The sequence below is a fragment of the Streptococcus infantis genome (assembly GCF_000960085.1).
GTDB classification, from domain to species: Bacteria; Bacillota; Bacilli; order Lactobacillales; family Streptococcaceae; genus Streptococcus; species Streptococcus infantis_C.
On record NZ_JYGT01000008.1, the window covers coordinates 1 to 23,029 of the forward strand.

Here is a 23,029-nt window from a genome sequence, read left to right on the forward strand (position 1 = left end):
CCTACAACAACAGAAGCTCCTACAACGACAGAAGCTCCTACAACGACAGAAGCTCCTACAACAACAGAAGCTCCTACAACAACAGAAGCTCCTACAACGACAGAAGCTCCTACAACAACAGAAGCTCCTACAACGACAGAAGCTCCTACAACAACAGAAGCTCCTACAACGACAGAAGCTCCTACAACAACAGAAGCTCCTACAACAACAGAAGCTCCTACAACAACAGAAGCTCCTACAACAACAGAAGCTCCTACAACAACAGAAGCTCCTACAACAACAGAAGCTCCTACAACAACAGAAGCTCCTACAACAACAGAAGCTCCTACAACGACAGAAGCTCCTACAACGACAGAAGCTCCTACAACAACAGAAGCTCCTACAACAACAGAAGCTCCTACAACAACAGAAGCTCCTACAACAACAGAAGCTCCTACAACGACAGAAGCTCCTACAACAACAGAAGCTCCTACAACGACAGAAGCTCCTACAACAACAGAAGCTCCTACAACGACAGAAGCTCCTACAACGACAGAAGCTCCTACAACAACAGAAGCTCCTACAACTTCGGTAACTACTACTGAAGCAACTACAACTCCTTCATCAACTTCCGAAACAACAACTAAGGAAGACAAGCCAGGGCTTCCAAATACAGGTGAAAGTAAAGGAACATTGATTACAATCATTGGAGCTGTAACTCTAATTTCATCAATCGTTGCCATTGCATTTTTTCGAAATAAAGAAAAAAAGTAAAAGTAAGATAAAATAAAAGTTGATTGACTATCTAAAAGGACTATTTAACAAAAATAGTCCTTTTTCTTTTCCAAATTAATGAATCATTGCTTATAAACATTGTTCAAAATAAATGTTTTTATTTTTTCAATGAATTTAATATTATTTTATACTTAAAACAGTTTTTTGCTTGAAATTTTATTTATTTGTGATAAAATTCACTTTATAGGATATTTTTTTGATAATTGACTAGTAGGAGGTGTGTTTTTAATAGTGTTGTCTTGAAAAAGTAACCTATAAAGTTATACATATATTTGTAAGTTTCGGTATTAACGTACAAAAATGTGTGAAAATTTGGAGACAAATAGGAGAAGATGATGAAAAAAAATAATCTAAGTAGACTTGCAAAAGTCTTCTTTCTTGTATTTTTACCATTATTATTCATAGTATTTTCGCAATCTGATGTGGTAAAAGCTGGAGATGTCAGTAACAACATTAGTTCGCTGACTGTTTCATCAAATGAAATTACAGATGGAGGACAAACATCTGTTAAATTTACATTTGACGAACACGTACAAAAAATCCAACCAGGTGATACATTAAAAGTTAATTGGACTAGTTCTGGTACAGTCTTTGGGGTTGGTTTTAAAAAGACTATTCCTCTAAGTATTGACGGAACTTACGTTGGAGACATGGTCATTACTGATGGCTCTGCAACTGTTACTTTCAATGAAGCTATCAAAAACCTTCAAAACATCCGTGGTTGGGGTGAATTTGAGATTGAAGGTCATAACAATACAGCAACTGATAAAGAACATGTTGGTAAATTTACTATTATCAGTGGAGTTAAGACCGTAGATTTAAACGTTAAAAAAATGGCTACTGGTGTTAATAGCGCTCCATTCTATCTCAAAGCAGGTGATATGCACGCTGACGATCCTGAACACATTCTTTGGGCATTAACCATCAATGCAATGAACTTAGAAGTGGACGGCGACGTTCGTGTCGAAGACGAAGTTCAAGGCGGACACAAATTAGTGCCAGACAGCTTTAAAATTACAACAACAGGAAACAAACCTGGCTACTATTCTGGCGCTACAGCGATTGAAGATTTCAAAGCAGCGTTCCCTGGATCAACATTTACAGTGGATGCTTCAGGAAAATTTGTAGTTACGATTCCTAAAGACCTTATCAACAAGACCGGCGTTCTTATTTTCTACCAAACTAAAGTAGAGAATGAAAATCAAAAGAAATTCTTGAACAATACTAAAGTATGGTATCAAGTCAAAGGTGAACAAGCAGTTATTGCCAAGGTAGTGAACGCTTCGGTAGCAAATATTAACGCAAACGGTGGTGTGGATGGCGATCAGACTTCAACTATAACAACTACTACTGAAACAACTACAACTACAACAACAGAAGCTCCTACAACGACAGAAGCTCCTACAACGACAGAAGCTCCTACAACGACAGAAGCTCCTACAACAACAGAAGCTCCTACAACGACAGAAGCTCCTACAACGACAGAAGCTCCTACAACAACAGAAGCTCCTACAACGACAGAAGCTCCTACAACGACAGAAGCTCCTACAACGACAGAAGCTCCTACAACGACAGAAGCTCCTACAACGACAGAAGCTCCTACAACGACAGAAGCTCCTACAACGACAGAAGCTCCTACAACAACAGAAGCTCCTACAACAACAGAAGCTCCTACAACAACAGAAGCTCCTACAACAACAGAAGCTCCTACAACAACAGAAGCTCCTACAACGACAGGAGCTCCTACAACGACAGAAGCTCCTACAACAACAGAAGCTCCTACAACGACAGAAGCTCCTACAACAACAGAAGCTCCTACAACTTCGGTAACTACTACTGAAGCAACTACAACTTCAGTAACTACTACTGAAGCAACTACAACTCCTTCATCAACTTTCGAAACAACAACTACGGAAGACAAGCCAGGGCTTCCAAATACAGGTGAAAGTAAAGGAACATTGATTACAATCATTGGGGCTGTAACTCTAATTTCATCAATAGTCCTAGTAGCATTCTTGCATAAGTCAAAAAAGACTAAGATAAATTAGAAACTTGAAAAGGATTTACTTTTAATGAGTAAATTCTTTTTTATATTTCTGATTAATAAAAAATCGATAACCTTTTTATAGTTATCGATTTTAAAATATTTAATCTTTTTCACCAAGTTTACTATTGATTGTCATCATAATGCTGGCAATTTTTTCTCCCCAATATGGATCAGAAGCATAAAGAACATTCATCCCAGATGATTTATTTCCTAAGTAAGTTCTTCCATTATCAATATAATTTTCGCGAATCCACTTAGCTGCACCTAAGATACCCTTATCAACATCGTCAAAGCTTTTAGCTGAATCATATGGTGTTGTATCATAAGCAGCGATACCAAAGAAGTTATTTTTATCCTTAGCAATCTGACTACGTCCCCATGCGCTTTCTAGAGCGCTGTGAGCTATAAGATAGAGAGCGTTGATTTGATAGCGTTCTTCAGCTTCTTTAAAAATGGCTCCCTTACCTGCCAAACGACTTCCCTTGATATTCATAAGAGAATATACTTTATCTAATTCTTCAGCTGTGTAATTAGTTGGTTTTCTTAAATCCCTGAATAAGAAAGGATTTTCAACTGTAAAGTTTTCAAAGTTAATACCATCAGCTGAATAATATTTTTTACCAATAGCCATTGATGAACTATGAGGGGCTACACGGATACTTGCGTATGGTGATAATTCATGATAAAGATAATTACCATCAGATGCATAGTGAGGAATGAAGTCACTATCTGAGCTAACCGCTACTAGATCACTCTTGTTCATATATCCTGAAAGACCTGAAATTTTGACTGGAAGTCGACCGTCTTTGGTCTCGGATCCATCAATCGATACAATACTTCCTTGCGAAATATAGCTGAGTTTTTCACCAGAAGCACTATATACATTTGCTGTAATTGGTTTTACTTTATAGTATGCTGCTGTATCGGAAATCCATTTTCCATTGCTTTGGAAAGAATAGTCTTTACCGTTAATGGTGAAATTACCAGTTACATATGCCCCATCTTCTTTGAGATAATACCAGGCGTTATAACTTTTATCAAAAATCCACTCATTCTTGGCCATATAACCATAAGATTTGAGATAGTAAGAGCCTTGCCATTGGTTTTCAGCATAAGCACCATCAGATTTTAAGTAGAACCAACTATCGTACTTCTTATCAAAGAACCATTCACTTTGAGCCATGGCCCCACTATCTTTTAGATAATATTTCTCTTTCCATTGGCTACTTAACATGTCACCATCTTTATGAAAAGAGTACCATGAACCATTGATTTTTTCCCATTTATCGCGGATAGCTTTTCCTGAATCAGTAGCATAATACCACTTATCTTCGAGTTTTGCCCAGGCATTTTCCGCCATAGCTCCACTAGTCTTGAGAAGATAGTCTTTATAAATAGTAGCACTTAGCATGACACCAGATTCATCAAATCGATACCATAGGCCATCAATCTTTGCCCACTTGTCACGATTGATTTTTCCTTCTTGATTACCGTAGTACCATTTATCACCAATTTTTACCCAGCTATTTTCAGCTAAGACACCACTTGCTTTGAATAGATAATTATCGTAAACAGCATTGCTAATCATGATACCATTTTCATCGAATCGATACCAAATACCAGCTATCTTTTTCCAATTATTACGAGTAACTTTCCCGTCCTCAGTGGCATAATACCATTGGTTGTCAATTTTTACCCAAGAAGATTCTGCCAAAGCACCGCTATTATTCAATAGGTAGTCATTAAAGATAGTATTACTAAGCATGATGCCATCTTGATTAAAATAGTACCAAACACCAGCTATTTTTTTCCAATTTGAAACTGGCTGATTATCCTCATAATAACGCCATTGGTTATTTTCTTTTTGCCAGCCATCTTTATTAACTTCCTCAACTTTTGTTTCAGTTGTAGTTTTTTCCTTATTTTCAGGTGTTTCTTTCTTCGGCGTAATTTGCGAAGATTCTTTGTTTAGATCTTCTTTTGAATTTTGGTTTCTATCCTTATCTTGGGTTATTGATTGTTTTTGATCTTCTTTGCCAATATCATTAGACACAACCTGTTCTGAAGTTTGAGCTTTATTTCTAGTTTGTGAATCCTCGGCATAAACAGTAGATTTTGCAAAGCCTGCAATCGAGAGAGCAACTGTACTTGCCAGTAAAATCCTTTTCATTGTATTCTCCTTATCATTATATAAATGATGTATTTGTTCTTGATACATAATGTTTAAAAAACAGCAATTATCCATTATATTATACAATATTCTATTAAAGATAAAAGTAGAATAATTAAGAAGAAAGAAAGTTGTAATATTGTTAAAACATTTTAGAAACAAAAGTCAATAAAAAGCAGTCGAACAGTAACTGAACGACTACTTTTTTTATTCTAATAATTAATCTTCTATTAATTTGGTACGTTTATTAGTTAGAAGCGGATTTATAAATATAGATAGAATAGCTAAGATTGCAAAACTAATACCTACATACCAATATGGTGCATCAAGCGTGGTTGAACGACCAGATAGATTGACAATACCTCGGAATAGTGTCCCTGTTGTAACAATAGCTACTGCCGAATTCCATAAATTAAGGCTAATTCTTGAAAAATACGGAAGAGATTTGAACAAGATTACTAGTATTATCCCACCAACCAGAGGTACAGCGAACAAGTAATGCATATGAACTGATGTCTCTCCAAAACTAAATGCTTCATAAATTCTAGAAAAAGTAAAGAAGAAAAGCGTAATTAGTGTATAAGAGATGACAGTTTTTTTAAAGAGTTTTTTGTTAGGATTAATAACCGATGTAGACAATATCACTCACCGCCCTTTCTGAAATTTTGTTTCCTCCAGTCGTTGGCTTGTTAATAACCTGACCGTTGAAGTAAAGCGTAGATGATCCACCACCATCAAGATTGTAGGCCGTTTTTACGCCGTATGATTTCATGACTTCAGCCATTTGGTACAGTGATAGCCCCTTGCTTTCAGAAGTACGTCCATCTGAAACTACGATAATATAGTGGTTTTCATCAATAATCCCAATCGCAGTACGAGGATTTGATGCCATAGCTTGTCCAACTTCTTCATTTGTTCCTACTGCAATCTCACCATTTTCAACTAAAGCTGGGCCAAAAGCCAAGAGATTGACAACACCATCTTTAACTAGTTGGACAGCTGAAATTTGATCTTCGTAAATAATCTTGAAAGAACCATCCTTGTAAATAGCTAAATCACCATTACTAGAATCTTCTCGTACAGTATCACGATAGACGACTCCATTACGAATAACATATCCAGTAGAGTTGGCACCGTAGTAGTCTCCATTGACTGCTAAAATAGCATTATTATCAGCAGCTGTTTCAGAAGTTTTTGCAGTTACGTTGGTACCGAAGGCATTTTGTGCAAAGGCTGTTTTTAAATAATCTGATGAGCTTACTGTAATATCCGCAACGTAGACCTGCGTATTATTAACCGTCATTTCAGACAAATTGATGGAGATGTTATCATCCTTATAACTTGAATCAGTTATTGTTGCTGTTTTTGCTGCTTGACTTGCCGTGGCAGTATTTGTACTAGTGTTAATTGTTGCTACTGTCGAAATAGTTTCAGCAAGAACAAAAGTCTTCAACATAGAGTAGCTAAAGGATCCTGTCAAAAGTAATCCTACAACTGAAGCATAAGCATATCGTTTCTTTAAAAATTTCATAGTACAGTTGATGTCCTTTCCTTAAAAATGAATTTCTTCTGAATGGTCCAAGAAACAGCAAAGAGAAGAATTCCAACAATTATCTTAACAAGTAAGAGATTAATTCCAAATACTGCATAGAATAGACGAATAAGTAGCGTGTCAAGAACAAAAAGTCCTACTGCCAGACCGAAGTAGCCCATTCCTGTTTTCACAAGACCATCCTCATTTTTAAAAACAAGTTTTTTATTAGTAGAATAGTTAAAAATGGAGCTAGTCACACGAGCGATACTGTTGGCAAGAAAAATCCGTAAACCAGCTGGGACTGTTGGTAAAAACAAGATTGCAATGGCGTAGACAAGGTAGTCTACAAGAAAACTACTGAATGATGACAAGGCAAATTTAAAAATATTTTTATAAATCATTAACCCATCTCTAATCGGACGGAAGTGAGATCCTTCATTATCATTGATATAGACAGTTTCGATTGGCACTTCTAAGATTTCATATTCTTTGCTCGCTTCCAGAAGCATGTTCATTTCGTATTCATAACGTTGACCTTCTATTTTCAACATAAAAGAAATAAGATTTGTTGTAAAAGCACGAAGTCCTGTTTGTGTATCTGTTACTCCTACTCCTGTTTGTAATTTAAAGAATGCTTTTGTCAAGCTATTACCAAAACGACTACGGAGGGGAACTTTACCTGTGAAGGCACGCACACCTAGGATTAGTTTATTTGGTTTTTCAGAAGCTTTATTGGCTGTACGGAAAATATCCCAGATTTTGTGTTGACCATCTGCGTCTGCTGTGACTACTGTTCCATAACTATTTTGTTCTTTGATAAATTGGAAGGCAGTTTTTAGTGCTTGCCCTTTCCCTTGATTCACTTGGTGACGGAGTACCGTAGCATATTGCTCAGCTTTATCAAAGATTTTTTGACACTTTGATGAACTGCCGTCGTCGATAACTAGAATATGAAAATCACTCTTTTCATGGATTTTTTCGATGAGTTTGATAAGTTTATTATCAGGTTGATAAGCTGGAATTACTATATAGTTCATACCGGCACTCCTTTCTTAGTAATAGTATAACTATACAGAATATCGCTTAAAGATAACTTATATAAGTTTTCTTTAAGAAAAAGTTAAAGAAATTTTAAGATAAGGACAGGTTTTCTCTAGCAAGTAAAAATAATCAAGGTTAATAAATATACAAAAAGTCCTCAAATAGCAAGTCTACTTGAGGATAAAATTTATTATAAAATAGAAAATTTACTCTAATTTTTCTCTTAATTTCTCAACGAAGAGATAGGCCGCAGGGCAGGTTAAAGTGTTTTTGATAGTCAGATTATTGATTTGATAAATCTTTTTTCGATCAGTATGAGGAAATTCTCGACAAGCTTTTGGGCGGACCTCGTAAATAGAGCAGAGGTTATCGCCACCTAAGAATGGACAAGGCATAGATTTAAAAACCTTATCTCCATCTTCATCAACTTGTAAGAATTCCGCTTCGAAGGCAGGAAGTTTCATCTTAAAATACTTGGCAATGCGTGTGATATCTGCTTCCTTAAAGTCAGGGCCAAGAGTTTTACAACAGTTAGCACAGGCTGTACAATCAATCTCTTCAAAAACCTCTTGGTGAATCTCAAGTGCAATCTTATCCAAATTTTTAGGAGCTTTTTTCTTTAGGTTTCCTAGAAATTTTCTGTGTTCCTTTTGTTTTTGTAGTGCTAATTGATGATAGTATTCAATATCGATTTCTTTTGGCATAAATTCTTTTACATCCTTTTCTGAAACTAGTATACCATAACTGAAAACAAATAAAAACTACTGCCAAAAAGGCAATAGTTTTAATAGGTTAGTTAACCTCGACTACTTCAACCATATCTTTGCCAAGTAAAATTAGATGTTTCTCAATTCTGTCTATCTGATAAGAACGAGATAGAGCCTCGGCATATAGTTCTAACTGACCACGGTAACGTTCAATAAGTTGACTTGAAAACTCGTATCTGTCGGTCTTATAGTCAAATAGAACAATCTTATCGTCATAAAGCAAATAACCATCTAAAATACCACGGACAACAAAGTCTTCCTGACTCTTCTCGTCTCTTTTTAACATAGAGAAGGGTTGTTCACGATAAAGCTTGTCCTGATTTGCAAGAATCTCTTGACCAAGAGCTGTATCAAAGAAAGACAAGATTTTTTTAAGATTAACTTTATCTTTAACAGCAGAGCTTGCTTGCACTTGCTCTAAAGCCTCTGTCAAAGTCTCTAAAGTAGGTTTCTTATCGAGATTAATTCGTTGCATGAGTTCGTGAGTTGCACTTCCAATCTCAGTCCCTGTAACTTTTTCAGTTTTTGAAAAATCTGGAAGCTCAAACTGAACAGTAGGATCTTTTGGTTTACTTTGACCAGCTACTACGACTCCTTCCATATCCATGACCGGTTCATAGAACTTTTTAATCTGACTCGGTGTCTGAACACTTGGAAGATTGATTGCTGCACGGTGGATTTCGTTATACACTTCCACTTCTTTTAGCATTTCCAACGCATCTTTGATGGTTTCTGACTGGCGGTTGTCTGCTTGGGATAGGTCTTGAAGTTGACTTTTATGTTCCAATTCTCCCATAGCTTCTTTGGTTAGGTCTTCTTCACCTTCAAAGCGCACACTAAAGTGTAAATCCTCTTTAGAAAATGCTTGATAGATTGCCCAAATCCAATCCTGGAAATTTTGAGCATCTAGTCTAGTTTCTTTCGTCAAAAGACCTTTTCCATTTGTCGGATATTCTTTAGACTCTAATTTTTCACGTGATCCTTTTCCGACTAGATAGAGTTTCTTCTCAGCACGTGTCATGGCTACATAGAGCAAACGCATGAGTTCAGAATAACTTGCTAATTGGAGTTCTTCCTCATTTTGAGTATATGTCAAGCTTGGAATAGATAATTTAATGGTAGATGGAACATATTCCTCTTTGGCATTTGTAGCAACTCTAGCAACATACTTGAGACCAAGGCCATTTCTTCGACTCAGGATAACCTCAGCCATGGAATCTTGCTTGTTAAATTGCTGATCAATATTAAGGATAAAGACATAAGGAAACTCAAGACCCTTACTTTTATGAATACTCATAAGTTCTACAGCATCCTTGGGTGGTGCTACAGCGACATTGGCAAGATCATGCTGGGCTTCCAAGACTTGGTCAATCATTCGAATAAAGCGAGATAATCCCTTGAAATTACTCTTTTCAAACTGATCTGCTCTTAAAGCAAGGGCATAGAGATTTGCCTGTCTGGCCTGTCCATTTGGCAAGGCACCGACATAGTCATAGTAAAAGCGGTCGCTATAGATTTTCCAAATGAGGTCATAAAGAGAATGTGTTTTAGAATAAAAGCGCCATGAATGGACTGTTTCCATGAAAAATTCTAATTTTTTATGAAGTTCAGACTTAATTAAATCCTTATGAATACTAGTTTTCGCTTGAGCATTGACTAGTTTCTCATAAAAGTTCTCTTGAACTTTATCCTCAGATTTTTGGAGAGCGAGACGAGCCAATTCATCCTCATCGAAGCTAAACATCGGAGATTTCATTAGAGCAACCAAAGCAAAGTCTTGCAGAGGATTATGGATGACACGAAGAGTATCCAACATAACCTGCACTTCTAGGGATTGCAAATAGTTTGCTTGAGCACCGTCTGTCTTGACAGGGATACCATACTCTGACAATGCTAGTAGAACTTGATCATTACGACTTCTGCTGGCAGTTAAGAGAGCCATGTCCTTGAAAGGTACACCCTTATCATTATGAAGGTGAATTATCTCCTTAAGCACCATCCGCATTTCACCAGTCAGTTTGTTAGTTGCAAGTTCCTCCTCATCATCAGAATCGCCATCATCAGCCTTATCATACAAGAGAACTTCTGCCTTGTTTTCTGGATTTGATTGAATATCAGTATTTCCAAAAACAAGCTGGTGCATACCGTCATAAGATATCTCTCCAACTTCCTCGTCCATGAGGTGTTTAAAGACATCGTTCGTAGCATCAAGAACCTCTGAACCGCTCCGGAAGTTTTCCTTAAGCAGAATTAACTGACCTTCTTTGTCATCTTGAGCAAATCTATGAAATTTTTCGTTGAAAATTTGGGGATCTGCCTGTCTAAAACGATAAATAGACTGCTTAATGTCACCCACCATAAAACGATTATGACCGTTTGAGAGGAGTTCTAGCATTCTTTCCTGGATGTGATTGGTATCCTGATATTCATCGACCATGACTTCATGGAAGCGTTCCTGATACTCTTGTCGAACCTGAGGGAAGTTTTCCAAAATCTCAATGGTATAGTGGCTAATATCAGCAAATTCGAAGGCATTTTCTTCGCGTTTTCGTTGTCGATAAGCATCAACAAAATCTCTCATGAAGACTTGAAATGTCTTTGCCAAGTCCCAAGAATCTTGATGATAATCTTCTTGGAATTTTAGTAAAGTGATTTGATCATTGAGTGCAATCAGCTTTTCAAATTTTGCTTTTCTCTCTTGGTTGTAAGCTTCTTTCAAGTCTTGCAGTTCGGCCTTGCGACTGGCATTTGTGAGAGTTTTACCATTCTTAGCTTTAGAAATATTTACAACTCGCTCTAAAACTTCTTGGTATTGTTCAAAAGTAGATTCGTTGGTTAAAGCTCCGATTTCATCAAGAACTTGTTGGACAGACTCTAAATAAGCTGCTTTACCAAATTCCTTGGCATCATTATCCAAATGGTAACGGAAAAAGCTTTCTAAATCCCAGAGTTTCTCCTTTATATCGTCTACAATGTTTTCTTTAGCAACTGTAAAATCAGTCTTTTCAAAACCTTTTAGGAAAGATTCCTCTAGCCAAGCCTGAGGATTGCTAGTGGATTGCAAAAAGTCATAAATCATATAGACCTGTTTACGTAGTCCACGCGCGTCTTTGCTTCTACCTGCAAAGTTTTTGACCAATCGACTAAAATTGTCTTTATCCTTGCCTTGGTAGTGCTGTTCAAAAACTTGTCGAAAAACCTCATTTTTTAAGAGAAGTTGTTCACTTTCGTTCTGAAGGATACGAAAGTTTGGGGCAAGATCAAGGAGGTAGCCGTGCTTAGCCAGGAACTTCTGGGTAAAAGAGTCCATGGTTCCAATAGCAGAATTGGGTAAATCGGCTAATTGTCTACCAAGATGTTTTTTTAGTTCCACATCTTGCGTTTCTTGGATCTGTTGGCTGATTTTCTTCTCCAAGCGTTCTTTTAACTCGGTTGCTGCCTTAACGGTAAAGGTTGAGATAAAGAGTTGGCGAATTTCTACACCACGCGCTAGTTGGTCAAGAATCCGTTCAGCCATGACAAAGGTTTTCCCTGAACCAGCAGAAGCTGAGACTAGAATATTTTGACCAGAACTATAGATCGCTTGAATTTGTTCAGCCGTTTTCTTAGGTTTCTTGTTAGACTGAGCTTCTGCTATTTGTAACTCTTTAATCTCTTCTTGAGATAAAAATTTCATCGCTCCAACTCCTCTCTGATTTTATTAAACCATGCTTCCTTGTCATTGCTCTTAGCTACCTTATCTAACAATCTAGCCTGACCTAGATGATAATTAGCTTCAAAACCTGTAATAGATTGATATTGCTGGACATAGGGCGCAATGCTTCTACCGTTTTCTGTATATGGATTGATAGCAAATTGACCAGATAAAATCTTCTCTGCTGCCTTTTTGTAGATAAGGGCATTATAGTCTAGTAATAATTGGAATTCTTCATCAGATAACTGATACGTCTTGTTTTTATTGTAAAACTCTCCGAGGTGTTGCATCTCTTTTTCGAGAAAGAAACCTTGGTATTTCATGCTCTTATTGGTTTCTGTTACTGCCTTTGAAAGAGTTTTAGCAGTTTGTAATGACTGAATCGGTTCAGCCATCTCTAAATACATGGCACCAAAGAAGTCTCTATTCCCTTCTTGCTTGAGGGCGGCAAGATAAGTCGGCAATTGCGAATTAAGACCGTTATAAAAGAGAGGAAACTTGAACTGAGTCAAAGAAGACTTATAATCTACAACACCGATAGCATCAGAAGTTTTCAAACGGTCAATTCGGTCAACCTTCCCACGAATATAGACATTACGACCATTATCTAACTGTACAAAAGCTTGTTCCTTGCCACCAAAAACAGCCTCCTCTTGAATTGTTTCGACATCAGCATTGTGACGAAGAATATGTCCAGTAGCACGTGCCACATCTAAGAGAACTTCCTTAGCAAATTGAGATTCTAAACTTTCTTGATAAATAGCTTGAAACTCTCTTTCTTGACTAGTTTCAGAGATGGCCTGTTCTAAACGGCGATCAAAAGATGTACCAGCAGGAAGTTTCATCGCACGTTCAAAAATACGATGCAAGAAATTCCCGTGACTTCTAGCGTCAGGTTTCAAACGCAATTCTTCCTGTAGGCCCAATACATACCGAAGGTAATAGCTGTATTCATTTCGATAGAATTCTGTTAGACCAGATGTTGATAGATAAAAATCTTGATTTTGAGGATACAAGGCATCTAAAGTATCTGCCGCTAAAGTCTTACTGCGAGGACTTGTAGGCAGGACTGGATTTTCTAAACCTTGGTCTTCCAACTTTTTCCCCATGACACGAGCCAGAACTTTTATAAAAGTTAAGTCTTGGTCACTTGTCTCACTCTCACCTTGCTGATGATAGGCAACAAGACTAGACAAAAGACTGTGATAAGAACCAATATCATCTTTCGATAGATTTTTTCTGTCGATTCTTTTTTCGATCTTGGTAAAACCTAAGTTTTGCAATTCCTTCAAATAAATGGACTCTTCACTCTCGTCTTCATTGAACAAACTTGGTGCTGACAAGACTAACTGTTTACGGGCAGAATTGACCAAAGAAAGCATGGTATAGCGGTTTTTCTTAAGGTTTTCTTGACTTGCAATCAGTAATTGAGAACCTTCTTGGGTTGCTTGGTTCAGTACTTCCCTTTCTTCATCGCTCAAAAGACTAGTATTTTGGGTGATTTTAGGTAGATGATCCTGGGTTAAGCCAAGTGCATAGATGTAATCAGAAGTCAAAGGTGAAATCAAATCATAACTTTGCACCAGAACCGTATCTACCGTTGCTGGTATTGTGCGATAGTTCGTCAAGGACATCCCAGAATGAAGTAAAGATAAGAAATCATCTAAATTAACCAGTGAACCTTCAAATACGGTTGCAAATTGCTCCATAACATGGCAAAAAGCCTTCCAGACTTCTTCTTGTCTTTCTTGTTCAGATACCTCCAATGTTTCTGTTAAGACTTGTAACTGCTTGGTCAAATGAGCTTCCTTCAAAAAGTTGTTCCATTTTGCAAGAATATTTTCAGCCTTTTGCTTGCGACTTCCTAGTAAATTTTCTAAAGGTGTAATGATACGAAGTCGAAGTTCATTTAATTTTTCTAGATCAAACTTTCCGTGATGTGACTTTGTAAACTCTTGTTTAAAATTAGAAAGACCATCAATCCCCAGATAGCGGAGATATTGTTCAAGGCTATCAATTTCCTCTTGACTAAGGTCCGTATACAAGTTAGTTCGTAAGAGATTAATCAAATCTTCTTGACGGAAATTGTATCGTTTCAAACGTCCAATGGATTCTACAAATTGAGTCAAAGGATGATGAGCCATGGACTCACTCTTGCCCAGATAAAATGGAATCTGGTATTGATTAAATATTGTCTGCAAAGACAGTTTATAAGACTCTACATCTCCTAGCAGGATTCGAAAATTCTTATAACTAAGTTCTGAATCTTGATGCAATTTCTGGCGAATACTACGAGCAACTAACTCCAACTCTTCTTTTTGTGTTAGACAAGACCAGATTTGAAAGTCCTTTCTATCTTCGTCATTCACATCTAAACTAATTTCGGAATAATCATAGGCACTTTCGAGAAGTTTTGAGGCTTTAGCAAAGGCATCAAGATTTCCGTGTTCTTGACATGCATTTTCTGCCTTGGTCTGATATTTAAAAGCTAAATGGCGTAGAAACTCAACACTGGCTTGGTAGAGGTTCCCTTCACTAAATGGGCTAGTATAAGATTTCTTAGACGCATATACACCAATAACAATCTCAACACCCTTACGATAAAGTAGATCCACTAGGTGTTCTTCTTCTGAAGAGAAACGAGTAAAACCATCAATAACTAAGGCAATCTGGCTAAAATCACTACTTACTTTGTTTTCTTCTATAGCATTGATCAGATAGGATAATTGACTCCCTTGCGAAACTTGACCTTGATTCAGATAAGCTGTTACCTTTTCAAAAATCAAGAGTAAATCAGAACGTTTATCAGCGTCAGATAGACTTTCTAAATCCAAAAAGCTCATCTTCGCAGTTGTCATTTCGTGATAAATCTCAATCAGTTGTTGGATAAATTGCGGATCTTGCTTAATAGCTCCGTAAACACGTAAATCCTTAGCGTCTATCTCAGACAAACATTTATAGAAAGCCATACCAAGACCGATATCATCGAGACTAGACTTCGCTGGTATATCGTTTAAAACCAGATAACGAGCCATTTGAGCAAAGCGCGTGACTGTGATCGCAAAAGAAGCCTGCTGACTCAAGCACTCCAGCACGGCACGTTCCTTTTCAAAAGAAAGAGAGTTAGGGGCGATATAAAAGACTCGTTTACCTTGGTCAACTAGTCCTTGAGCCTCCTTGGTTAGGATTTCTGTTAAAGAAGTCCGAGTATCGGTATACAGTAGTTTCATATCTGCCTCATTTGTTTTTGTCATTACCTTTTATTATATCATTTTTTAAGTCAAAACAGATTGATATAAAGCCCTAATTTTAACCTGTCCCATATCAAAAAAGTCGGAATAACTCCGACTTTTTAATATTTACCTAGAATTAAACAAGAGTACCCATAAATCCCAAAATGCTGCAATGTTAATCATGATATGGAGCACAATAGGGTAATAGAGAGAGTGAGTTTTCCGGTAGAGGAATGCAGAAATTGCTCCACCACTTGCATAGGTGAAAAAGGCGAGTGGTGTTAAACCTGAACTGACATGCACATAGCCAAAGACACAGGCTGATAGTAAAACATCTCCATACCAAGGTGAATCTTTCAAAAATGTATTCATCAGAACTCCTCGATATACCAATTCTTCTGTAATTGGTCCTAGCAGACAAGTAATAAGCAATAAATATAGTAACTCTTGTCTCCCTGTCATCTCAACTAATTCATTTAAAGCCATTTGATTGGACGTTGCTGGGGTTAAAAAAGAAAACACAATATCTGAAAGATAACTGACTCCATAAGCAAGAAGCAAATAAACTGGATATCTCCATTTCCACTTCAACTCAAGAATTTTCCTACCTTCGAATACTAGTAAATATAGCATAGCTAGAAGAATAACGATAAACTCTAAAAAAGCAAGAATTTGAAAAAATTCTCGACTAGCAGCTACAAATCTAGCTGTAAAGTGATTAAAAATCCACCAAAACCAAGTCTTCCTATAAATGATTACCAATAAGGCTAGTAAAATCTGTACTGTTCTTCTTTTCATGATAAGACCTCTACTTTTTATACTTTATACTATAATATTAAATGCATCGCAAATTTAGTATATCATATTTTTGTTATCTATCTAGTAAAAATCCTAAAAAGAAATAGCATTTCTCCTTACTTTAGCCTTATTTGTCTAAAATATGCTATAATATAGGCAGAACACGTAAAAAGGTAAATACTATGATTAAATTACTTGCCCTAGATATGGATGGTACTCTTCTCAACGAAGCCAAGGAAATTCCTCAGGCTCATATTGATGCTATTCATAAGGCTATCGAAAAAGGTGTCAAACTGGTTCTATGTACTGGTCGTCCTCTCTTTGGAGTTCTTCCCTACTACAAGAAACTAGGCCTAGATTTGCAGAATGAATACGTTATTGTCAACAATGGTTGTTCTACCCACCAAACTAGTGACTGGAGCCTTGTTGACTGGCGAGAACTTAGCAAATCTGACATTGAATACCTGAATGAACTTGCAGAAAAAAGTGAGGTTCAATTGACTCTCTTTGACGAGGAACACTACTTCGTTCTCGGAGGTAAACCGAATCCTATCGTTCAATATGATGCGACACTTGTCTTTGCTGACCTGACTGAAATCTCACTGGAAGAAGCTACTAGTGGTAAGTATCGTATGTTCCAAGGCATGTTCTTAGGCACAAAAGAACAAACGGATGACTTTGAACAACGGTTTGCTGAAGAACTTTGTCAGAGATTTAGCGGTGTTCGTTCTCAACCTGTTATCTATGAGGCGATGCCACTTGGCACAACCAAGGCTTCTGCTCTTTCTCGCTTGGCTGAGATTTTGGATATCCAACCTTCTGAAATCATGGCAATGGGTGATGCTAATAACGACATTGAGATGCTGGAGTTTGCAGGGTTAGGGATTGCTATGGGAAATGCCAGCGACCATGTCAAATCTCTTGCCGATGCCGTAACTGCCAGCAATGAAGAAGAGGGCGTTGCACGCGCTATTGAAGAATATATTTTGTAAATAAATAAAAGCAACTAGCAGAACATTCTGCTAATTGCTTTTTATTTTTAGAACAAAGCTGTCAAAGCTGTAATAATCCCAAAAACGATACCTGGTGCATTAGCTGCTGCCAAAGGGATATCACGTTCTTTTTTAAAGAGTCCGTAGTAAACCCAGAGACTGCAGTTAATTGCAGCTACTGCTGGTTGGATAAAGTTTCCTTTTTGACCCGCAAGGTTGTTCATAATTTGTGGAATATATGAGATATACATCATAACAGACATAAAGGTTGCAATCCAACCTAATGTTTTCATTTGTTTTTCACTCATTTTCTTCTCCTTTCAACTTCGAATCACTGTATTATACACTTTTTTTCAAATTCATGTAAGCAAAAGTTTCCATTGTTATGAAAACGTAAATTATCACAATCTTGTGATAAGATAATCATCAAAAAAACCCTCTGAATATTACAGAGGGAGTTTTATTCGTTAAGAAAACTTATTTTTTCTCAATTGGTGCTACACTGGCTAAAAGTTTTTTGAGACCAACCTCTGGGAAATTGATTTTCAATTCCTGAGTGGATCCACTGCCCGATACTTCAAGCACAGTTCCTTCACCCCATTTTTTATGAAGGGCAATATCCCCAACAGACCAGCTAGTCTCACTAGAAGCTGATTTAGTGTCAGATGCAAATTGTCCAAGTGGTAAGCCACTTGATTGGATCGATGTAGGCGCTGCATTCCGTTTTCGTTCTTGAAACGCCTGAGCCAAACTCATTCCTTTACCAAATGCTGTTCCTCCGCCACTATAAGACGCTTTAAAACTTGAATTAGCCGGACGTGCCAATCCTTGATAAGTCAACAAATCTGAACTAATCTCATTGATAAAGCGTGTGGGACGATTGTAACTAGTACGTCCGAATAGCAATCTAGAGTTTGCATTGGTCAGATAAAGAATTTTCTCAGCTCGCGTGATTCCTACGTAGGCCAAACGACGTTCTTCTTCTAACTCATCAGGATCTTCAGTAGCGCGACTGAGCGGAAAGACATTTTCCTCCATACCAATGATAAAGACAACAGGAAACTCAAGCCCTTTGGCCGCGTGTAGAGTCATCAAGGTTACTTCAGATGTCTCTTGGCTACCAGAGTCCGTATCTGCTATCAAAGCCAAGTCGTTCAGGAATCGACTAAGTTTATCTAGTCCTGTTTCCTCTTCTTCACTTTCAGGATTATCATCGAAGTTTTTCGTAACAGAGAGGAACTCCTCAATATTTTCAACCCGAGCCTTACTTTCCAAGGTTGCTTGGGCCTTAAGTAAATCAACGTAACCTGTTTTTTCTAATACTGCTTCTACCAACTCAGTGATTGAAAGTCGATCAAGTTGTTCCCTCAAATCGAGTATCATATTTGCAAAGTCCCAAATAGACTGAGCTGCTTTTCCTTTGATGCCAGATAACATAATGTTGGCTGAAGCATCTAGCATAGACATTTCTTGCATATTAGCAAAGTCGCGAATTTTCTCAACGGTTCCTGGTCCAATTCCCCGTTTTGGTTCGTTGATAATGCGTTCAAAACTGATATTGTCACTCAAATTAGCAATAAGATTGAGGTAAGCAATAATATCACGAATTTCCTTACGACTGTAGAATTTTGTTCCACCAACCATTGTGTACGGAATATTTGACTTAAGCAGAGCTTCCTCTATGGTACGTGACTGGGCATTAGTACGATAAAGAACTGCAAAGTCTTTATGTAGGAAGTTGTGGCTACGGCCAAGTTCATCGATGGTTTTGGCTACAAAGACAGCCTCGTCCTGTTCATCATATGCACGATAGTAAATAATTTGTTCCCCATCTGCATTTTGAGTCCAAAGGTTTTTAGGGCGACGATTTTTATTGTTTTTGATAACATCGTTGGCAGCTTGGAGGATGGTTTTAGTGGAACGATAATTTTCCTCTAACAAAACGACCTTTGCATCTGGATAATCTTTTTCAAAATCAAGGATATTCTGCATATCAGCACCACGCCAACCGTAGATAGACTGGTCTGCATCCCCAACCACACAGATATTTTTGAAACGCGAAGCTAAGAGTTTAACAAGTTGATATTGAGCGTGGTTTGTATCTTGATACTCATCAACATGGATATACTGAAACTTTTGTTGGTAGTATGTCAAGACATCTGAATTCTGATCAAAAAGTCGCAGCGTCAACATGATCAAATCATCAAAGTCGACAGATTCTGACTGACGAAGCTCCTTTTGGTATGCAGTATAACATTTAGCCACAATATCAGTATACAAATCTCCTGCTTGAGCAGCATAAGCCACATCATCAATCAGGTCATTCTTAGCATTAGAAATAGTTCCTAAAATGGTGCGTTCATTCCATTTTTTAGGATCTAAGTTTAATTGTTTTAAGATGCGCTTCATCAGGGTTCGCTGTTCACCTGGATCGATGATTGTAAAATTACGATTATAGCCAATATGATCTGCATCACGACGTAAGATACGAACGCACATAGAGTGAAAGGTCGCTATCAAACAGTCCTGTGTAGCTGGATTGAGACCATAAGCACGCTCCTTCATTTCACGCGCTGCTTTATTGGTAAAGGTAATGGCTAAAATATTCCATGGATTGACCATCTTTTCATCAATTAAGTAGGCAATACGATGGGTTAAAACTCGTGTTTTTCCAGAACCGGCCCCTGCCATGATCAGCAAAGGTCCTTCTGTAGTTTGGACAGCCTCGGCTTGACGGTCATTCATTCCCTTTAATAATTCGTTCATTTTCTTTTCCTATTCTTCAAATCAATGTTTCTATTATATCAAAAAAGACAAAAAATAACTTTAACTGAGACAAGCTTCTATTTCCAATAAAAAAGAACACTTGCTAGTGTTCTTTAGATTTTAATTATGAATTGTTTCTAGGAGAGTTAGAAGGGCTTGTGCTGAGCGACGTCCAGCTTCTACGATAAATTCATCAAATGAAATAGAAGCTTCATGATTCGCATTATCACTCATGGCACGGACAACTAAGAAAGGTAGATTAAGCGCGTAAGCTGCTTGAGCGATAGCCGCTCCTTCCATCTCCACAGCAAGAACTTGAGGATAATGTTCTTTTATAGCTTTAATCTTATCTTCACCCGCAATAAAACTATCACCGGTCGCAATCAAACCTAAATGCCATTTTTGGTTAAGTTTAGACAAACTCTCTTGAATCATACTGACAAACTTCTTGTCAGATTCGAAATAGAGTGGTTGTTGGGCCATTTGACCGTATTCATACCCAAAAGCAGTCACATCAACATCATGATAAGCTAGCTTATCAGCAATCACTACATCACCGACTTCGATCCCTTCTGCTAAAGCTCCAGCTGAACCAGTGTTGATGACAGCATCTACTTTAAAGTGGTCGGCTAGGATTGCTACACTCATAGCAGACATGACTTTACCAATACCACTCTCTACAAGTACAAGATCAACAGCTCCAATCTTTCCTGTATGGTAAGTATTGTCCAGAATCTTTTCTTGACCAGCGTTCTCCAGGTGTTGAATCAGGTAGGCTAATTCTTCTGGCATAGCCGCTATAATACCGATTTTCATGACATTCCCCTTAAATAAATCTCATTGCTAAAACTAGCAGAATCAAGAGAAGAATAACAGCAAATAGAATCTTATTCAATTTAGAGTTAAAGACATTTCTCTTGGTATTTTCGATTCGACGACTCTTATGGATTTGAGGTTCAACCTCAATCGTTAAAGTATCCTGACTAAATCCATGGTCACTTGAACGTGAATATCCATCATATTGAGATGAAGTTGACAATATCTTCGTTTCTTGATCATCTACTAAAGCAGGACCAGAGATATCTTCACCTCGATTCGCACGCTCAATGATTTCGTCTGTTAATAAAGGTTTTCCCATGGGTTCCTCCTCTATTTTTCTTGTAATTCCCAATACTGGATAGCCATGATAGTCTTAGCATCACAGATATCACCAGACTGGATCAGTTGTTTAGTTTCTTCAAGACTAACTTCAAGTAATTCTAAAGTTTCATCTTCATCCTGTGGACGTGGATTTTTAACTTTTGACAAATCACTTGCCAAATAAAGTTTTAATCGCTCATTACAGAAACCAATAGCAGAATAGAAATCATACAAAAGAGTCAGTTTTCCAGTGTAGGCAGCTTCTTCTTCCAATTCACGAAGGGCTGCTGCTTCAGGATCAGCGTTTTCTCCAATTTCTAGTTTTCCTGCAGGAATTTCAATAGAAACTTTTTCAATCGCCTTGCGATATTGCTTGACTAGAACAATCTTATTTTCTGGAGTAACTGCAAGAACACATACTGCACCGTTATGGAAAATCAAATCGCGTTGAGCCGTCCCTTTTCCTGAAGGCAGTTCAACCTGGTCTTGAACCAATTGGAAAATAGGACCTTTATAGATTTCTTTTCGACTAATCGTCTTCTCTTCAAATTCCATGGTTAGCTCCTATTTTTTTTTAGGATGGTGAGGGAGACGAGTTGCATATTCGTCCTTATTAACTTGACGACCTCGTCCTATGGCAATAGCGTCAGCAGGCACATCTTTAGTAATTGTTGAACCTGCACCAACAAGAGAGTTATCCCCTAGTTCTACCGGAGCGATAATCGTTGAATTAGATCCGACAAAGACATTGTTACCGATGACAGTTTTAAACTTGTGTTGACCATCGTAGTTCACAGTGATGGTTCCAGCACCGAAGTTAACATCACTTCCAACTTCACAGTTTCCAATGTAAGTCAAATGACCCGCTTTGGTATTTTCGCCAATAGAAGAACCTTTCACCTCAACAAAGTTTCCGATATGAACATCCTTAGCTAAGCTAGATCCAGGACGAATATGAGCGTAAGGTCCAACTGTAACTCCATCAGCAACTGTGCTTTCCTCAATCATAGAGTTGGTAATTACTGCACCTGATCCAATAGTACTATCAACAATATATGTTCCATTTGTCAAAACAGTCTCTGAACCAATCTTACTAGAACCTTTGAGGGTTACATTCGCTTCAATTTGAACATCTGGAGCAATCTCAACATCCACATCAATATAAGTCGCATCTGGATTTACAAAACTTACCCCATTGACCATGTGTGCTTGGTTAATACGACGACGCATTACAGCTTCTGCTGTAGCAAGTGCGACACGGTCATTTACACCGAGACTTTCATCAAAGTCTTTCAGAGTATAAGCTCCCACCTTCTCACCAGCTTCACGGAAAATACCAATCACATCTGTGATATAATATTCACCTTGAGCATTGTTAGTATTGATATTCTTAAGTGCCTCAAAAAGACGAGCATTATCAAAAACATAAGTTCCTGTATTGATTTCTTTGATTTGTTTCTCAAAGTCAGTCGCGTCTTTTTGTTCAACAATACGGAGCACTTCAGCGTTGTCATTACGAACAATACGTCCATAACCAAATGGGTCGTCAGCTTCTGCAGTTAAGATTGTTGCTACATTCTTGTGGTTTACATGGAAATCAATCAAGTTCTTTAGACTTTCACCAGTGATTAAAGGTGTATCTCCAGCGATAACCAATGTTTGTCCAGAAAGACCTTCAAGAATTGGCTCAGCCATCATTACTGCATGACCAGTTCCCAATTGCTCAGACTGTCTCACAAAATCAGTTTGTCCGGCTAAAACTTGTTCAACTAGCTCTGCCTTATGCCCAACAACTGTAACAGTTTTTTCAGGGTTAATTGCACCTACACTACGAAAAACATGCTCAAGCATTGAAATTCCCGCAACCTTGTGCATAACCTTCGGTAAATCTGATTTCATACGGGTACCCTTACCCGCTGCTAAAATAATTGCATAATTTGCCATATTTTTCTCTTTTCTATAGAAATTCTTTATTATTATACCACATTTTAGTTCATGGTACACAAATTTGATGAACTCAATACCACTCAAAAGACTGTCATTACTCAATTTTGAGTAAATATTTTGATTTTT

17 protein-coding genes are annotated in these 23,029 nt (G+C 37.6%); 3 read left to right on the forward strand and 14 right to left on the reverse strand.

The window, feature by feature from the left end:
- On the forward strand, positions 1–753 hold a 753-nt coding region (locus tag TZ94_RS05020; protein WP_045614864.1), incomplete at its 5' end, for an LPXTG cell wall anchor domain-containing protein.
- A gap of 356 nt (positions 754–1,109) precedes the next feature.
- On the forward strand, positions 1,110–2,822 hold the full coding sequence (locus tag TZ94_RS05025) for an LPXTG cell wall anchor domain-containing protein (protein ID WP_045614867.1): 1,713 nt from the start codon (positions 1,110–1,112) through the stop codon (positions 2,820–2,822).
- Positions 2,823–2,921: 99 nt separating this feature from the next.
- On the opposite strand, the gene TZ94_RS05030 is transcribed toward TZ94_RS05025, so the two are convergent.
- The 8 genes from TZ94_RS05030 to TZ94_RS05065 all read right to left on the reverse strand — a co-directional run bounded on the left by TZ94_RS05030 (position 2,922) and on the right by TZ94_RS05065 (position 16,058).
- The gene (locus TZ94_RS05030; protein WP_045614869.1) at positions 2,922–4,991 is read right to left on the reverse strand and encodes a glucosaminidase domain-containing protein; all 2,070 of its coding nucleotides are present in this window, start codon (positions 4,989–4,991) and stop codon (positions 2,922–2,924) included.
- Between the two features lie 219 nt (positions 4,992–5,210).
- A complete protein-coding gene (locus TZ94_RS05035; RefSeq protein ID WP_045614871.1) occupies positions 5,211–5,636 on the reverse strand; it encodes a hypothetical protein in 426 nt (141 codons plus the stop codon).
- On the reverse strand, positions 5,611–6,522 hold the full coding sequence (locus TZ94_RS05040; RefSeq protein ID WP_045614873.1) for a phosphodiester glycosidase family protein: 912 nt from the start codon (positions 6,520–6,522) through the stop codon (positions 5,611–5,613). Before TZ94_RS05040 ends, TZ94_RS05035 begins: the two co-directional genes overlap by 26 nt.
- Positions 6,519–7,562: a bifunctional glycosyltransferase family 2/GtrA family protein gene (locus TZ94_RS05045; RefSeq protein WP_045614876.1), complete on the reverse strand. Its 1,044-nt coding sequence runs from the start codon at positions 7,560–7,562 to the stop codon at positions 6,519–6,521. Before TZ94_RS05045 ends, TZ94_RS05040 begins: the two co-directional genes overlap by 4 nt.
- Before the next feature lie 210 nt (positions 7,563–7,772).
- A complete protein-coding gene (locus TZ94_RS05050; RefSeq protein ID WP_045614878.1) occupies positions 7,773–8,270 on the reverse strand; it encodes a YkgJ family cysteine cluster protein in 498 nt (165 codons plus the stop codon).
- Between the two features lie 88 nt (positions 8,271–8,358).
- Entirely contained in the window at positions 8,359–12,009 is a 3,651-nt protein-coding gene (gene addA / locus TZ94_RS05055; protein WP_045614880.1) for a helicase-exonuclease AddAB subunit AddA, read from the reverse strand.
- Positions 12,006–15,257, reverse strand: coding sequence for an ATP-dependent nuclease subunit B (gene rexB, locus TZ94_RS05060; RefSeq protein WP_045614881.1), 3,252 nt, complete (start codon positions 15,255–15,257; stop codon positions 12,006–12,008). Before rexB ends, addA begins: the two co-directional genes overlap by 4 nt.
- 129 nt (positions 15,258–15,386) lie before the next feature.
- Positions 15,387–16,058, reverse strand: a complete 672-nt coding sequence (locus TZ94_RS05065; RefSeq protein WP_045614883.1) for a CPBP family intramembrane glutamic endopeptidase — start codon at positions 16,056–16,058, stop codon at positions 15,387–15,389.
- A 182-nt stretch (positions 16,059–16,240) separates the two neighbouring features.
- On the opposite strand from TZ94_RS05065, the gene TZ94_RS05070 reads away from it, so the two are divergent.
- The gene (locus TZ94_RS05070) at positions 16,241–17,050 is read left to right on the forward strand and encodes a Cof-type HAD-IIB family hydrolase (RefSeq protein WP_045614885.1); all 810 of its coding nucleotides are present in this window, start codon (positions 16,241–16,243) and stop codon (positions 17,048–17,050) included.
- A gap of 47 nt (positions 17,051–17,097) precedes the next feature.
- Here the strand turns inward: TZ94_RS05070 and TZ94_RS05075 are convergent, their stop codons facing one another.
- The 6 genes from TZ94_RS05075 to glmU form a co-directional block, all read right to left on the reverse strand.
- Positions 17,098–17,358 carry a SemiSWEET family transporter gene (locus TZ94_RS05075; RefSeq protein ID WP_045614887.1) on the reverse strand — a complete coding sequence of 87 codons (261 nt, stop codon included), beginning with the start codon at positions 17,356–17,358 and terminating at the stop codon, positions 17,098–17,100.
- Between the two features lie 169 nt (positions 17,359–17,527).
- Entirely contained in the window at positions 17,528–19,816 is a 2,289-nt protein-coding gene (gene pcrA, locus TZ94_RS05080) for a DNA helicase PcrA (protein WP_045614889.1), read from the reverse strand.
- Positions 19,817–19,936: 120 nt separating this feature from the next.
- The gene (locus TZ94_RS05085) at positions 19,937–20,632 is read right to left on the reverse strand and encodes a 5'-methylthioadenosine/adenosylhomocysteine nucleosidase (protein ID WP_045614891.1); all 696 of its coding nucleotides are present in this window, start codon (positions 20,630–20,632) and stop codon (positions 19,937–19,939) included.
- 10 nt (positions 20,633–20,642) lie between these two features.
- On the reverse strand, positions 20,643–20,954 hold the full coding sequence (gene macP, locus TZ94_RS05090) for a cell wall synthase accessory phosphoprotein MacP (protein WP_045614892.1): 312 nt from the start codon (positions 20,952–20,954) through the stop codon (positions 20,643–20,645).
- Positions 20,955–20,965: 11 nt separating this feature from the next.
- Positions 20,966–21,511, reverse strand: coding sequence for an NUDIX hydrolase (locus TZ94_RS05095; protein ID WP_045614896.1), 546 nt, complete (start codon positions 21,509–21,511; stop codon positions 20,966–20,968).
- A gap of 9 nt (positions 21,512–21,520) precedes the next feature.
- The gene (gene glmU, locus TZ94_RS05100; RefSeq protein WP_045614898.1) at positions 21,521–22,900 is read right to left on the reverse strand and encodes a bifunctional UDP-N-acetylglucosamine diphosphorylase/glucosamine-1-phosphate N-acetyltransferase GlmU; all 1,380 of its coding nucleotides are present in this window, start codon (positions 22,898–22,900) and stop codon (positions 21,521–21,523) included.
- Positions 22,901–23,029 lie beyond the last annotated feature (129 nt).

Bases quoted from the DNA above. Each gene is read 5' to 3' on its own strand.
- macP (WP_045614892.1), bottom strand. From the start codon at position 20,954: ATGGGAAAACCTTTATTAACAGACGAAATCATTGAGCGTGCGAATCGA.
- TZ94_RS05085 (WP_045614891.1), bottom strand. From the start codon at position 20,632: ATGAAAATCGGTATTATAGCGGCTATGCCAGAAGAATTAGCCTACCTG.
- TZ94_RS05030 (WP_045614869.1), bottom strand. From the start codon at position 4,991: ATGAAAAGGATTTTACTGGCAAGTACAGTTGCTCTCTCGATTGCAGGC.
- TZ94_RS05050 (WP_045614878.1), bottom strand. From the start codon at position 8,270: ATGCCAAAAGAAATCGATATTGAATACTATCATCAATTAGCACTACAA.
- addA (WP_045614880.1), bottom strand. From the start codon at position 12,009: ATGAAATTTTTATCTCAAGAAGAGATTAAAGAGTTACAAATAGCAGAA.
- TZ94_RS05065 (WP_045614883.1), bottom strand. From the start codon at position 16,058: ATGAAAAGAAGAACAGTACAGATTTTACTAGCCTTATTGGTAATCATT.
- TZ94_RS05025 (WP_045614867.1), top strand. From the start codon at position 1,110: ATGAAAAAAAATAATCTAAGTAGACTTGCAAAAGTCTTCTTTCTTGTA.
- TZ94_RS05095 (WP_045614896.1), bottom strand. From the start codon at position 21,511: ATGGAATTTGAAGAGAAGACGATTAGTCGAAAAGAAATCTATAAAGGT.
- TZ94_RS05075 (WP_045614887.1), bottom strand. From the start codon at position 17,358: ATGAGTGAAAAACAAATGAAAACATTAGGTTGGATTGCAACCTTTATG.
- rexB (WP_045614881.1), bottom strand. From the start codon at position 15,257: ATGAAACTACTGTATACCGATACTCGGACTTCTTTAACAGAAATCCTA.
- TZ94_RS05045 (WP_045614876.1), bottom strand. From the start codon at position 7,562: ATGAACTATATAGTAATTCCAGCTTATCAACCTGATAATAAACTTATC.
- TZ94_RS05070 (WP_045614885.1), top strand. From the start codon at position 16,241: ATGATTAAATTACTTGCCCTAGATATGGATGGTACTCTTCTCAACGAA.
- glmU (WP_045614898.1), bottom strand. From the start codon at position 22,900: ATGGCAAATTATGCAATTATTTTAGCAGCGGGTAAGGGTACCCGTATG.
- TZ94_RS05040 (WP_045614873.1), bottom strand. From the start codon at position 6,522: ATGAAATTTTTAAAGAAACGATATGCTTATGCTTCAGTTGTAGGATTA.
- pcrA (WP_045614889.1), bottom strand. From the start codon at position 19,816: ATGAACGAATTATTAAAGGGAATGAATGACCGTCAAGCCGAGGCTGTC.